Below are 13019 nucleotides of genomic sequence, written 5' to 3'. Positions count from 1 at the left end.
CTCCTTCAGGGATGCAGATCAAAAAGAGGCCCTGCGCTGGCACCAGGCCCAGGCAGGGCCGGAGGTCATTGCTTTTTCTTCGCGGTCAGGTAGTAGTAGGTGCCGGCCACGGCCAGGCTGAAGAACCAGCCCGAATCGAACAGGGTGAGCCAGATGGCGGGCATGCCGGCCTTGTCCACCACGCCCGACACCGCCAGATAGCCCGGCAGGCACGGCAGCACGCCCAGGAAGAAGGCCATGAGCGCATGCAGGTTCCAGCCGTTGCTGTATTCGTACTCGCCGCCGCGGCGGTACAGGTCGTCCACCTTCAGCTCGCTCTTGCGCACCAGGTAGTAGTCCACCAGCAGGATGCCCGCGATCGCGCCCAGCAGCGTGCCGTAGCCGCCCAGCCAGGTGAAGAGGTAGCCGCCTGATGTGGCCAGGATCTTCCAGGGCATGAACACGAGCCCGATCAGCGCGGCGATGATGCCGCCCATGCGAAAGCTGATCCTGGTAGGCGCGCACTGGCTGAAATCATAGGAAGGCGACACCAGGTTGGCGGCCACGTTGGTGGTCAGGTTGGCCAGCAGGATCACCAGCAGGCCCAGGCCGGCCGCCACGCTGCCCATCTGGGTCAACAGGCCGTCGGGGAACAGCTGGGCCTTGCCGTACAGGATGGCCGACGCGGAAAAGCCGATGACGCCCACCATCGAGAACAGCGCCATGGGGATCGGCAGGCCGATGGCCTGGCCCAGGACCTGGTCCTTCTGCGATCTGGCGAAACGCGTGAAGTCCGGAATGTTGAGCGCCAGCGTGGCCCAGAAGCCCACCAGCCCGGTGAGCGCGGCCCAGGTCTTGGGCCCGCCTTCCACCACCTTGGCGGGCAGGTTGAAGAGCTGGCCCGAGGGCACCCGCACCATGAGCACCACCACCAGCAGGATGGAGGCGGCGATCATCAGCGGCGCGGCGATCACCTCCAGCTTGCGGATGGATTCCGGCCCTCGCCAGATGAACCAGATGTGCACCGCCCAGAAGGCGAGGAAACACATGAACTGCGAGGTGCTGATGGTCTGGCCATCGGCCGGCCCCGCGAGGTTCATGCCCACGATGTTCAGGAAGCCATGCAGCGCCAGCGCACCAAAGTAGCAGTTGATGGAGAACCAGCCGCAGGCCACCAGGCCGCGCAGCACGGCGGGCAGGTTGGCGCCCTTCACGCCGAACGATGCGCGGGCGAGCACCGGAAACGGCACGCCGTACCTGGGGCCCACGCGCCCGATGAGCACCATGGGCACCAGCACGATGCAGTTGGCCAGGAACACCAGCCACACGGCCATTTGCCAGGAGAAGCCCTGGTCCAGCATGGAGCTGGCCATGGTGTAGGTGGGCACGCAGACCACCATGCCCACCCAGAGCGCGGCAAAGTCCTTCCAGGTCCAGTGCCGCTGCGCGGCGGTGGTGGGGAGCAAATCTTCGTTGGCCAGCGTGTTGGATGCTGCGCCGGGCATCAGCCCCGCCACATGGGCAGCGCCACCGGTACTGTTCGTCATGCCTGTACTCCTGTCAAAGACCTCATTGGGGTTGCACACAACCCGCTGTCTGGTCCGGCGCCCCGGTGCATTCAGATGCGGGCCAAAGGAAGCGAGCGATGCTATAGATCACGGAAGGACCGCACCAGATGCAGCGCAGCACGCGTTGCGAACGCGCACCACATCGGGCGCCTCCAGCGTCATGCCGCCGCCGGCACGCGCTGCGGGTTGTTGGGGTGCGTCGTCCAGTTGGCGTATTCACCGGTGACCGTCTTGCCCGTGCGCACATCCACCTCGCCGGGCTCCAGCGCGCGCATGGTGATGCACTCAGGCACGGGGCAGATCGACACGCACAGGTTGCAGCCCACGCATTCAGCCTCGTTGATCTCGAACTTGCGCACGCCACCGTCCTTGGTGAACGTGATGGCCTGGTGCGAGGTGTCTTCGCACACCACATGGCAGCGGCCGCACTGGATGCAGGCATCCTGGTTGATGACGGCTTTCTCGATGTGGTTGAGGTTGAGGTTCTTCCAGTCCTTGACGGTGGGCACGGCCTGGCCCTTGAAGTCGTCGAGCGTGGCGTAGCCGTGCTCATCCATGAAGTTCGACAGCCCATCGCACATGTCCTGCACGATCTTGAAACCGTAGACCATGGCCGCCGTGCACACCTGCACCGTGCCGCAGCCCAGGGCGATGTATTCGGCCGCGTCGCGCCAGGTGGTGATGCCGCCGATGCCGCTGATGGGCAGGCCGGCGGTCTGCGCGTCGCGCGCGATCTCTGCCACCATGTTCAGCGCGATGGGCTTGACGGCCGGGCCGCAATAGCCCCCGTGCGAGCCCCAGCCGTCGGTGCTGGGGCTCATCACCATGCGGTCCAGGTCCACGCCCATCACGGAGTTGATGGTGTTGATGAGCGACACCGCGTCCGCCCCGCCCGCCTTGGCGGCGCGCGCCGGGTGCCGCACGTCGGTGATGTTGGGGGTGAGCTTCACGATGACGGGCAGGCGGCTGTAGTGCTTGCACCAGGCCGTGACCATCTGGATGTACTCGGGCACCTGGCCCACGGCGGCGCCCATGCCGCGCTCGCTCATGCCGTGCGGGCAGCCGAAGTTGAGCTCGATGCCGTCGGCGCCGGTGTCCTCGACGAGCGGCAAAATGCTCTTCCAGCTCTGCTCCTCGCAAGGCACCATGAGCGAGACGATCATGGCGCGGTCGGGCCAGTTGCGTTTGACGCGCTTGATCTCTTCCAGGTTGGTGTGCAGCGGCCGGTCGGTGATGAGCTCGATGTTGTTCAGGCCGATCACGCGGCGGTCTTGCGACATCAGCGTGGAGTAGCGCGGGCCGTTGACGTTGACCACGGCCGGGTCTTCGCCCAGCGTCTTCCAGACCACGCCGCCCCAACCGGCTTCGAAGGCGCGGGTGACGTTGATCTCTTTGTCGGTGGGCGGTGCGGAGGCCAGCCAGAAGGGGTTGGGGCTTTGGATGCCCAGAAAATTGCTGCGAATGTCTGCCATGGGGTGCTCCCGTGAAATGCAGTGAGTTGCGGTGAACGCGTCAGGCCACGAGCGCCACGGGCACGCCCAGCGCTTCATGGATGGACAGGGCCGCCACCTTGCCGTGCTCCACGGCCTCGACGGTCAGGTCGCGCCCGCCCACGCGGCAATCGCCCCCGGCCCAGACACGCGCCAGGCTGGTGCGGCCCGCACTGTCGGTGGTGATGCGGCCGCCTTGCAGCGCAATCGCCTTGCCAGCGGGCTCGGACACATAGGTCTGGCCAATGGCCTTGAGCACCATGTCGGCGTCGAGCGTGAAGGTCTCGCCGGTGTTCACCAGCTTGCCGGCGGCATCGAGCGCCGTCGCCGCAAAGCGCACGCCCTTCACCGCGCCCCCTTCGCACAGCACCTCCTGGGGCGCGGCCCAGTGGCGGATCTTCACGCCGTGGGTCTGTGCCCATTCCTGCTCCACAGGCGATGCCGACATCGCGTCGGCGCCCCGGCGGTAGACGATGGTCACGTCCTCGGCGCCCAGCTTGCGCGACTGCACGGCGGCGTCCACCGCCGTCATGCCGCCGCCGATCACCACCACGCGGCGGCCCACGGGCAGGGTGGACAGGTCGCCGCTCTGGCGCAGCTCGGCGATGAAGTCCACCGCATTGCGCAGGCCTGTCGCCGCAGGCTCGGCAATGCCCAGGGCATTCACGCCCTGCAGGCCCAGGCCCAGGAACACGGCGTCATGGCTGGCCAGCAGGCCATCGAGCGTGATGTCGCGCCCCAGTTGCTGGCCGGTGCGCACTTCGATGCCGCCCACCGACAGCAGCCACTGCACCTCCTTCTGCGCGAAGTTATCGGTGGTCTTGTAGCTGGCCAGGCCATATTCGTTGAGCCCTCCCAGCTTGGGGCGCGACTCGAACAGCACCACGTCATGTCCGCGCAGCGCCAGCCCGTGGGCACAGGCCAGGCCCGCAGGCCCCGCCCCCACCACGGCCACGCGCCGGCCCGTGGGCGCGGCGCGCTGGAACATGGGCGCGCCCGGGTTGGCGAAGAAGGCATCGGTCGCGTAGCGCTGCAGCGAACCGATCTCCACCGGCTTGTCCTCGTTGGTGTTGCGCACGCAGGCCTGCTCGCACAGCACCTCGGTGGGGCACACGCGGGCGCACATGCCGCCCAGGGGGTTGGCCTGCAGGATGGCGCGGGCCGCGCCCCGGTTGTTGTCCTGCGCGATGCGATGGATGAAGGACGGGATGTCGATGCCCGTGGGGCATGCCGTGGCGCACGGAGCGTCGTGGCAGTAGTAGCAGCGTTCGGCTTCGATCAGCGCCTGCGGGCGGGTGAGCGGCGGGTGCGCGTCGCTGAAGTTGCGGGCGTAGTCGGCCAGGTTCAGGCGCGCGGCATGTATGCCGCAGGCACGGCTTGCGGGTGTGTCCATCAGTCTTGCTCCGGAAGGTTCGGGGTGGAGATCCAGGCATGCGCGGCACGGGCCGCCCCGCGCCCTGGGGCTTTGTGGCACCTGTGGCGGGCATGCCGCGTGCCAGCCAACGCAGCGCAAGCCAGAGTGCTTGCGCCCGCGAACTTCGGAGGTTTCATCGTGGTCCTCGCTGTGGGGTGCAGGTGCCCGCCGCTTTATTTGCCGCGGTGCCCTGCGATGTGGGTCAATTTACCAACCCGTAAAAATTTACCAATTGGTAAAATCCCTAGAGCAAGCGCCATGCCAGCCAATTGCCAGTCTTCGAGGCCTCGCTTGTTCCACAATGGTGCGATGACAGACGCCCGCCAGTCCCCTCCAGATCCCGCCGCGCCCCCGCGGGCCAAGGCACCGAGATCCCCCGCCCTCGACGACACGGCCGCCACCCGCGCGCCCACGGCATCCCGCCTGCTCAAGGAGCAGGGCATCCTGGCGGAGGCCGAGAACCACTTCGCGCAATTCGGCTTCGAAGGCGCCTCGCTGGAGAACATAGCGGCCGCCATCGGCATCAGCCGCCACAACCTCCTGTACTACTTTCCCAGCAAGGAAGCGCTGTACCAGCGTGTGCTGGACGACGTGCTCACCCAGTGGCTGGCCGGCATGGAGGACCTTTCGCACAGCGAAGATCCCCAGCAGGCCCTGCGCCGCTACATCCGTGCCAAGCTTCAATACTCGCGCGTGCACCCCCAGGGAGCCAAGGTATTCACCAAAGAGGTGATTGCCGGTGCACCACGCTATGGCAAGGCCATCCGCGAGCGCGTCGGCCCGCTGCTCAAGACCGAGGTGCGCACTTTCGAGCGCTGGGCGCGCGAAGGCCGCATCGCCAAGGTGAACTTCACCCATCTGATGTTCATCATCTGGTCCGTGACGCAGGCCTATGCGGAACAGGAAGCGCAATTCGCCTTGTTGCTGGGCAAGCCGTCACTGACCGAACGCGACTATGAAAACGCCGAAGCGTTGATCGTGCGCATGGTGCTGAGCGCGCTTGCGCCGGATGCCGTGACCTGACCCGCCGCCAGGGCCCCGAAGGCGTGCAGCGTGAAGACCGCCCCCGTGGCCCCCAAACCGCTACTCAATCCGTAGCACGAGGCCATGCAGAGGCGAGCGCCACCGGCAGATCTTCTCGGTAGGGGTTCTTGCCGGCGCGCCGCGACGCCAATGCTCCCCAGGCCGCCCACACGCCTTCGTTGCGCCTTCACGCCTGCCGCTGCTGCCACAGCACGTCCAGCACATGCTGGGTCGCCCGCTCCACCGCCCCCGCCCGGTGCGCGATGCCCAGTGGCCGCCACAGTGCGGGGCGCAGCGCCAGCATGCGGATGCGCGGGTCCAGTGGCACGGCCGCGGACGCCTCGTGCGGCAACAGGGTGGCCCCATAACCCGCCGCCACCAGGCTCTTGATGGCATCGTTGTAGTTGAGCTGGATGCGCGCCTTGGGATGCCTGCCCGCCAGGGCGAGCCACTCGCTGGCCAGGCGCGACAGGCTGGTGCCCACGTCGTTGAGGATCAGCGGCTGGCTCGCCAGCCACTGCGGCGTCGCACGCCGGCGTGCGGGCCATGCGGCCGGAACAAACGCCATCACCGGGTCACGCCGCCACGGCAGCACCTTGACACCTTGCACGGCGCCCTGCGGGAGCGCGACAAGGCCCACATCCAGCGAGCCGTTGGCCAGGCGCGCCATGGTCTCCTGCGAAGTGAGCACCGCCACCTGCACGTCAATGCCGGGGTGATGCTGCCCGACCACCTCCAGCGCCCGGGGCAGCAGGTGCGCAATGACACCGGTGGAGGCACCCAGCCGCACGCGGCCCGACAGGCCCTGGACCTGCCGCTGCACGACGTCCAGCGCCTCCTCGGCATCCGCCAGCAGGCGGCGCGCCCTCTCGACCAGGGATTCGCCCACGCCGGAGGGTTTCACTTCGCCACGCTTGCGCACGAGCAGGGGCGCGCCTATCTGCGCCTCCAGGTCGGCGACATGCAGGCTGACCGTGGGCGCGGCAAGGTGCAACACGCGGGCGGCCCCGGCGAACGAGCCGAGGTCGGCAATGGTGACCAGCGTGCGCAGGCGGTCCAGATTGAGTTCGCGCATGACGTTCAGTAAAACTGATGCTGATGTTTGTGAAATTCAACTTTTCAAATTCTATGCCTCCGTTGAAGATTCCGTACCCACATTCACACACCAGGAACACCCCATGAGCGCTCCCCTTGTTTTCATCGATGGCGACCAGGGCACCACCGGGCTGCAGATCCACGACCGCCTGCGCCATCGCACAGACCTGCGCCTGCTGACGCTGCCCGAGGGCGAGCGCAAGGAGGCGGCCCGGCGGACCGAGGCCATCAACAGCTGCGACGTCGCGATCCTCTGCCTGCCGGATGCCCCGGCGCGGGAAGCGGCCGCCGCCGTCGTCAACCCCGCGGTCCGCGTGATCGATGCGAGTTCCGCGCACCGCACCGCCCCCGGCTGGGTCTACGGATTTCCCGAAATGGACAAAGAGCAGGCCGCGCGGATCGCCCGCGCCCGGCGCGTGAGCAATCCCGGCTGCTATCCCACCGGTGCCGTCGCCCTGCTGCGGCCTCTGGTACAGGCGGGCTTGCTGCCTGCGGACCACCCCATCACCATCCACGCAGTCTCTGGCTATTCAGGTGGCGGCCGGGCGCGCGTGGAGGAGCATGAAGGCGCGGCTGCAGGGAGCGGGAGTGGTGCACCCGCGTTCAAGCTCTATGGCCTGAGGCTGGAGCACAAGCACACGCCGGAAATCGAACGCCATGCGGGCCTGTCACAACGCCCATTCTTCCTGCCGGCGTATGGCTCTTTTCGCCAAGGCATCGCACTTACCATTCCGCTGCTGATGCGGCAATTACCCGCCAGCATCACCGGCGAGCGCCTGCACGCCTGCCTGGAACACCACTTTGCGGGCGCTACGCATGTGGAAGTGACAAGCCTGGCGGAGGCCGGGGCCATCGAGCACCTGGACCCGCAAGCCCTCAACGGCACCAATCAGTTGCGGCTGGGCGTATTCACCAACGAGCGCCACGGGCAGGTGGTCCTGACCGCCGTGTTCGACAACCTGGGCAAAGGAGCTTCGGGAGGAGCGGTTCAGAACCTGGAGTTGATGCTGGCATAGCGGTACCAAACGCCGAATGCCGGAACCGGGAAGCCCCACATATATATAACAAAATGGGCCCACCGGAAAGCGAATGTACCGGCGGAAAATGTCACCTACAAGAGGACTCTTCACGTGCGTTTTTTCTCGGCCAACCCCTATTTTTGGTCTGCTACACTGGCCGGGCTCCATCGGCTTCTCATGGGTTGATCGCCCAATTCCCCTCACGCCCCTCCATGGCTGCACACGGCAAAGCAACTTACCTTTTCGCCCTGGTTTTGTTCGTGGCCGTGCTGGGCGTCTATGTGCCGGGGTTGCACAACGAACTGTTGTTCGACGACCAGCGGCTCACGGATGGATCCATCTTCGGCACCTATGGCGATCTGCTGAAGATCCAACAGCGCATGGTGTCGTATGGCAGCTTCGTCTGGGTAGACCAGCTGCTGGGTGGTGGCTGGTGGAAGCAGCGGCTGGTCAACATAGCACTTCATCTGGGTGTTGTGGCGGCCATGTACGCGCTTTTCAAGGCGCTGATGGCACACACCCGCTTCCCGGAGGACATCGCGGACCAAGAGCACTTCGCAGCATCACAAGACGCCGCGCTGCGGGTGGGCATCGCTTTGTTTGCGCTCAATCCGGTGGCTGTCTACGCGGTGGGATATCTGGTACAGCGGTCGATCCTCATGGCAACGCTGTTTGCCGTGCTCGCGTGCTGGGCGTTTGTGCGTGCGCTGGAAACGAAACGCGCGACCTGGTATGCGGGCGCATTGGCGAGCTATCTGCTTGCCCTACTCTCCAAAGAGCATGCGGTCATGACGGTCGCCGTGGCCATTGCACTGTATATCCATGTTCGCCGCCCCAGCATGAAGAGCATCGCCATGGCGACGGGCGCTGCACTGGTGCTGCTGACCTTGGCCACCGCCGCGCTCCTGCATTTCCGTGGGGAATTGGTCGGCCAGCTTTTTGACGCACAGTCCATCGCCTTTGTCCAGCAGCTTGAGACCCTGCGGCCGGGAATTTCGCAGCAGATGTTTCCCCTGAGCATCTTCAACCAAGCTGCACTCTTCTTTGCTTATGGCCTGCTGTGGGTGGTACCTTATGTCGGATGGATGTCCATCGACCTGCGCCCGGCCTTTCCGCTGGGTTTTACATCATCCTGGCATGTCGTGGGAGCCTTTGGCTACGTGGCGCTGCTTTGCGGCGCGGCTTGGCTGCTCCTGCGTCGCACGGGCGCACTCAGCCTTGCTGCGCTGCTTGTCCTCTTTCCGCTGTTGTGGTTTGCCACGGAGTTCATCACCGTCTGGGTGCAGGATCCGTTCGTACTGTACCGCAGCTATCTTTGGGGGGTGGCACTTGCCGGATTGCTGGCGATTGCACTCACGGGCTTCAGGCCCCGGGCAATCTATGCGCTTGGTGCCGTGCTGGGTTTGCTGTTCGGTGCGCTGGCGCTGGAGCGCAATCTGTCGTTGCGCGATGAGGTGACGGCCTGGACAGATGCTGCAGAAAAAATCGATCTCCGGGCACCCGCGAACGCCGTGGGACGCAGCCGTCCATTCCTGAACCTGGGCGCGTACTACCAGAGCCGAAGCATGGTGGAGCCGGCAGAACGCAGCATCTCCACAGCCTTGGCCCTGGGGGATCGCGGCGAACTAGGAGGCAGCGCACGGTTCAATGCTGGTGCCATTCTGCAGCTCAAGCAAAGGCACGCTGAAGCACTCCAGGCGTTCGCAGTGGCCGAGGCCCAAGGCTATACCGGCATGCCCTTGTACTATCAGCGCGCAGAGTCGCAAGCCGCTTTAGGCCAATTCATCCCGGCGTTCGAGAGCTTCACCGTCGCGCTGGGCAAAGCCGAGGGGGATCCACGGCAGCAAAGCACTGCCTCCACACTTCGCTTGCGCCGGCTGGAAACGGCCATGGCAGCACAACTGTTCGACGAAGCCATTCGCGGCTTTAATGAACTGTTGCAAAAGCATCCCAACGATCAGAAATTGTTGCTTGGCCTGGGTTTGGCGCATATGGGCAAGGGCGACACCAAGGCAGCCCTGGCGTTGTTTAACCCCCTGATTGCCAGCGCGCCCACCGCGCCCCTTTACTATGGCCGTGCCATGGCCTACCACCGTGCAGGCCAGGAGGCAGACAGCCTGAACGACCTGGATCAAGCCCTGGCGCTGGATCCACGCAACCAGCAGTACGCTCAGATGCGCGCTGTGATTGCGGCAGGCAAGAAATAACGTCGGGCCCAACGCCGTGGCTTTGCGTGTCCTGCATGTAGGCAAGTTCTATCCTCCGTACCGAGGAGGCATGGAAGTTTTTCTGGCCGACCTCATCAAGGCGCAGCGCGCCGCGGGCATCGATGCTGCCGCAGTGGTGCACGGCAGTCCTGAGCCTGGAGATCCACCTTGGCTCGTGCGAGTGCCTGTGCAGTTCCAGCTGGTCTATGCCCCCATGGCCCTGGGGTTTCGCACGGCACTGAAGAATGCCATTGGCAGGCATCAACCCGAGATATTGCATCTTCACATGCCCAATAACTCGGCCCTTTGGGCGCTGACGCTTTCCGAGGCCCGCGCCCTGCCTTGGGTGGTGCACTGGCATTCCGATGTAGTGGTTTCGCAGATCCGGATTGCCGTAGCGCTAGCCTATCGTCTCTACCGGCCGTTCGAACAGGCAGTGCTGAGGCGTGCTGAACGCATCATTGCCACGTCAACGCCCTATCTGGAAGCCAGCGAGCCCCTCCAGAATTGGCAAAGCAAATGTGCCGTCATTCCTCTGGGCCTCGGGGCTGCCCCGCTGAACAGCCCCGCCCCTACGCCAACGCCGTGGAATGGAGGCAACAATACCCTGCGCTTGCTGTCCATCGGACGGCTAACCTACTACAAAGGCTTTGAAACGTTGATTCAGGCCACAGCCGGCGTGAGCGGCGTGGAACTCCTGATCGCAGGAGAGGGCGAACTGCAAAGCAAATTGCAAATGCTGATCCAGGCCCATACTCCGCCCGACAGGTCCGCCAACGTGCGCCTGCTTGGCAATGTGGACGATGCAGAGAAAAACGTCCTACTGCAAAGCTGCGATGTGTTTTGCCTTGCCTCGCGCGAACGCACCGAAGCCTTCGGCATGGTGCTGCTGGAGGCCATGCAACACGCCAAACCCTGCATCGTGTCGGATTTGCCAGGCTCCGGCATGCCCTGGGTGGTGTCCAAGGCCGGCGCAGGCTTGCGGGTTCCGCCAGAAGATGTGCCGGGGTGGCAGGCCGCCATAGAGCAACTGAAAAACAGCCCCGCACTGCGCACGAAGTGGGGGCATGCGGGGCGGCAGGCCTTGGATCGGTACTTTTCCATCGTCGCCTGCGAACAGCAGGTCTCCGCACAATATGCATTGGTCGCACCAGAAACGGGCCATGGATCACCGCACAAGAAGGACGTACTGATCGTCATTCCCGCCCGCAACGAGGCCGCCGCCATTGGGGCGGTGCTACAACACCTGAAGGCCGCGGGCTGGAACGACGTGCTGGTCATCAACGATCAGAGCACAGACGATACGGCTTCGATTGCGCGCGCGGCTGGAGCAACAGTCCTTAGTCCGGTACTTCCCATGGGGGCCTGGGGCGGAATGCAGGCAGGCATTCGCCACGCCCTGCGCGGCGGGTACCAGGCTGTCATCACCATGGACGCAGACGGCCAGCACGAAGTGCAGGAAATCCCGACGCTGCTCCAGGCACGCGGCCAAGCGGATTTGATCGTAGGCGCATTCCCAGAGCGCGCCAGCCGACTGCGCCAGATCGCCTGGCGGTGGTTTCGCCAACTGGCAGGGTTCGACCTGCGCGACTTGACTTCTGGATTTCGGCTGTACAACCGCGAGGTCATGGGCGTGTTGGCTTCCCGCGAAGCCACCCTGCTGGACTACCAAGATCTTGGTGCCCTGCTTTTGATACGCAGGGCAGGCCTCACGATTTCGGAAGTGCCGGTTTCGATGAATCTGCGCATTGAAGGGAAGTCGCGCATCTTCAATTCGTGGTTCAGCGTAGCAAAGTACATGGCCGCAACCACGCTGCTGTGCCTGGCGAAATGGGAGGTTCCCACAGGGCGGAGACATTGAACGGCCGCCTTGCACCGCCCAGCCATTGGCGGCCATGCGAGCACCTGTTCCCGCGGTCACCAGAATGTGGCAATCAGAGATACCAGAATGCTGCGCATCAGAATTTTTTTAGCCCCCTAGCGGACTGGCTGGCATAAAAGCCGGCAAACAGGACTGACAGTCCGCGCCCGCCAGATTGGCCGTGGCTGAGAACCCAACAGACAGCCGCGGCACAGGTGCACCGGCCAGGTGTACGCAGCTCGTCAATCGCGAGGGATTGCGTCCATAGCGCAGGCCGCCACGAAAAAGGGGTTCAACACCTCCGGCTTGCCATAGCTCAGGGGCACACAGCCCAAGTCCACCACGACGCCACCCGCCCCCTCCAATACGGCCTGCGCAGCTGCCGTATCCCACTCGCAGGTGGGACCAAACCGCGGGTAAATATCAGCCAGTCCTTCCGCAAGCAAGCAGAACTTCAGCGAGCTCCCCGCCTGCACCACGTTCGCGTCCCCCAACCGGCCAATGAACGCTTGGGTTGCGGCATCCATGTGGCTTCTGCTCGCCACTACCCGTACCGGCTTGGCCACTTGCAGCCGTGCCACCTGGATGGGCACAGCAGCCCCTCTAGCGTCCATGCGCCACGCCCCCATTGCTTGGCCGCCCCAATACAGCCGCCCCAACGCAGGTGCGCCAACCACACCCAGCACTGGCCGGCCATCTTTGATGAGCGCGATATTTACCGTGAACTCGCCATTGCGCCCAAGAAATTCCTTGGTTCCGTCCAGCGGATCCAGCAGCCAGAAACATTGATCCGGCCTGCGTTGTGCCAGGGACGATTCGTCCTCTTCCGACACCACCGGCCAGCCCAATTTCAAGTCACTCAGGCTGTTCACCAGACTGTTGTGCGACACCAGATCAGCCTGAGTGACAGGACTCTCATCCGCCTTCCATTGCGTCAGCACTGGGCCGTTGTCGTACACCTCCATGATCCTCGCAGCAGCGGCATGGGCGGTTCGAATCAATTCCGGCACCAACTCCATCATATCTTGTTGACGCATAATGCAAATATTAGCAAAAAATATTAATATTGATCGTATTACAGATAAACCCAGGATGTTGGAAAATGCGAACAGGTCGTTTTCTATTGATAAGCTTGGGCGCTGGAGCAGCGTAGCGGCACACCAGCATTTAGCAAACATTGGCCAAGCCGAAACCAAGCGCTCTACTGAACGCGGCCCCAATCTGCTGCAAAGAACTGCATGCACAGGACTGGCGGGCCGCACATCCAACCGCCTCGCGCTCAGTTGGCCTCTGGAACAGGATCGCAAGAGACGGGGGCCCGTTGCTATTTTCCTCACTCCCCGGTAGCCCAGACCGACGAATT

Annotated in this window: 9 protein-coding genes; 4 read left to right on the top strand and 5 right to left on the bottom strand. The window is 64.3% G+C overall.

Annotation, left to right across the window (positions count from 1 at the left end):
• Positions 1-65 precede the first annotated feature (65 nt).
• The 3 genes from ACAM51_RS19655 to ACAM51_RS19645 all read right to left on the bottom strand — a co-directional run bounded on the left by ACAM51_RS19655 (position 66) and on the right by ACAM51_RS19645 (position 4430).
• A complete protein-coding gene (locus ACAM51_RS19655; RefSeq protein WP_369641623.1) occupies positions 66-1526 on the bottom strand; it encodes an NCS1 family nucleobase:cation symporter-1 in 1461 nt (486 codons plus the stop codon).
• A gap of 179 nt (positions 1527-1705) precedes the next feature.
• Positions 1706-3019, bottom strand: a complete 1314-nt coding sequence (gene preA, locus ACAM51_RS19650; RefSeq protein WP_218340365.1) for an NAD-dependent dihydropyrimidine dehydrogenase subunit PreA — start codon at positions 3017-3019, stop codon at positions 1706-1708.
• A 40-nt stretch (positions 3020-3059) separates the two neighbouring features.
• Entirely contained in the window at positions 3060-4430 is a 1371-nt protein-coding gene (locus ACAM51_RS19645) for an NAD(P)-dependent oxidoreductase (protein ID WP_369641622.1), read from the bottom strand.
• Positions 4431-4760: 330 nt separating this feature from the next.
• On the opposite strand from ACAM51_RS19645, the gene ACAM51_RS19640 reads away from it, so the two are divergent.
• A complete protein-coding gene (locus ACAM51_RS19640) occupies positions 4761-5474 on the top strand; it encodes a TetR family transcriptional regulator C-terminal domain-containing protein (protein WP_369641621.1) in 714 nt (237 codons plus the stop codon).
• A gap of 187 nt (positions 5475-5661) precedes the next feature.
• Here ACAM51_RS19640 and ACAM51_RS19635 read toward each other — a convergent pair whose 3' ends face one another.
• Positions 5662-6549: a LysR family transcriptional regulator gene (locus ACAM51_RS19635; RefSeq protein ID WP_369641620.1), complete on the bottom strand. Its 888-nt coding sequence runs from the start codon at positions 6547-6549 to the stop codon at positions 5662-5664.
• 103 nt (positions 6550-6652) lie between these two features.
• On the opposite strand from ACAM51_RS19635, the gene argC reads away from it, so the two are divergent.
• The 3 genes from argC (at position 6653) to ACAM51_RS19620 (ending at position 11656) form a co-directional block, all read left to right on the top strand.
• Entirely contained in the window at positions 6653-7585 is a 933-nt protein-coding gene (gene argC, locus ACAM51_RS19630; RefSeq protein ID WP_369643860.1) for an N-acetyl-gamma-glutamyl-phosphate reductase, read from the top strand.
• 215 nt (positions 7586-7800) lie between these two features.
• Positions 7801-9795 (top strand): tetratricopeptide repeat protein, encoded by a 1995-nt coding sequence (locus ACAM51_RS19625; RefSeq protein WP_369641619.1) that lies wholly within the window; start codon positions 7801-7803, stop codon positions 9793-9795.
• A gap of 70 nt (positions 9796-9865) precedes the next feature.
• Positions 9866-11656: a glycosyltransferase gene (locus ACAM51_RS19620; RefSeq protein WP_369641618.1), complete on the top strand. Its 1791-nt coding sequence runs from the start codon at positions 9866-9868 to the stop codon at positions 11654-11656.
• Positions 11657-11898: 242 nt separating this feature from the next.
• Here the strand turns inward: ACAM51_RS19620 and cysQ are convergent, their stop codons facing one another.
• On the bottom strand, positions 11899-12693 hold the full coding sequence (cysQ, locus tag ACAM51_RS19615; protein ID WP_369641617.1) for a 3'(2'),5'-bisphosphate nucleotidase CysQ: 795 nt from the start codon (positions 12691-12693) through the stop codon (positions 11899-11901).
• Positions 12694-13019 lie beyond the last annotated feature (326 nt).

This window comes from Acidovorax sp. A79, assembly GCF_041154505.1.
In the GTDB taxonomy this organism is placed as follows: domain Bacteria; phylum Pseudomonadota; class Gammaproteobacteria; order Burkholderiales; family Burkholderiaceae_C; genus Acidovorax.
The sequence above is the reverse complement of the archived record's forward strand: the minus strand, read 5'-3'. Positions and strand labels throughout refer to the sequence as shown.

What these genes read in the sequence shown, in the direction of transcription:
- ACAM51_RS19655 (WP_369641623.1), bottom strand. Translation starts at nt 1,526, where the DNA reads ATGACGAACAGTACCGGTGGCGCTGCCCATGTGGCGGGGCTGATGCCC.
- preA (WP_218340365.1), bottom strand. Translation starts at nt 3,019, where the DNA reads ATGGCAGACATTCGCAGCAATTTTCTGGGCATCCAAAGCCCCAACCCC.
- ACAM51_RS19645 (WP_369641622.1), bottom strand. Translation starts at nt 4,430, where the DNA reads ATGGACACACCCGCAAGCCGTGCCTGCGGCATACATGCCGCGCGCCTG.
- ACAM51_RS19640 (WP_369641621.1), top strand. Translation starts at nt 4,761, where the DNA reads ATGACAGACGCCCGCCAGTCCCCTCCAGATCCCGCCGCGCCCCCGCGG.
- ACAM51_RS19635 (WP_369641620.1), bottom strand. Translation starts at nt 6,549, where the DNA reads ATGCGCGAACTCAATCTGGACCGCCTGCGCACGCTGGTCACCATTGCC.
- argC (WP_369643860.1), top strand. Translation starts at nt 6,653, where the DNA reads ATGAGCGCTCCCCTTGTTTTCATCGATGGCGACCAGGGCACCACCGGG.
- ACAM51_RS19625 (WP_369641619.1), top strand. Translation starts at nt 7,801, where the DNA reads ATGGCTGCACACGGCAAAGCAACTTACCTTTTCGCCCTGGTTTTGTTC.
- ACAM51_RS19620 (WP_369641618.1), top strand. Translation starts at nt 9,866, where the DNA reads ATGGAAGTTTTTCTGGCCGACCTCATCAAGGCGCAGCGCGCCGCGGGC.
- cysQ (WP_369641617.1), bottom strand. Translation starts at nt 12,693, where the DNA reads ATGCGTCAACAAGATATGATGGAGTTGGTGCCGGAATTGATTCGAACC.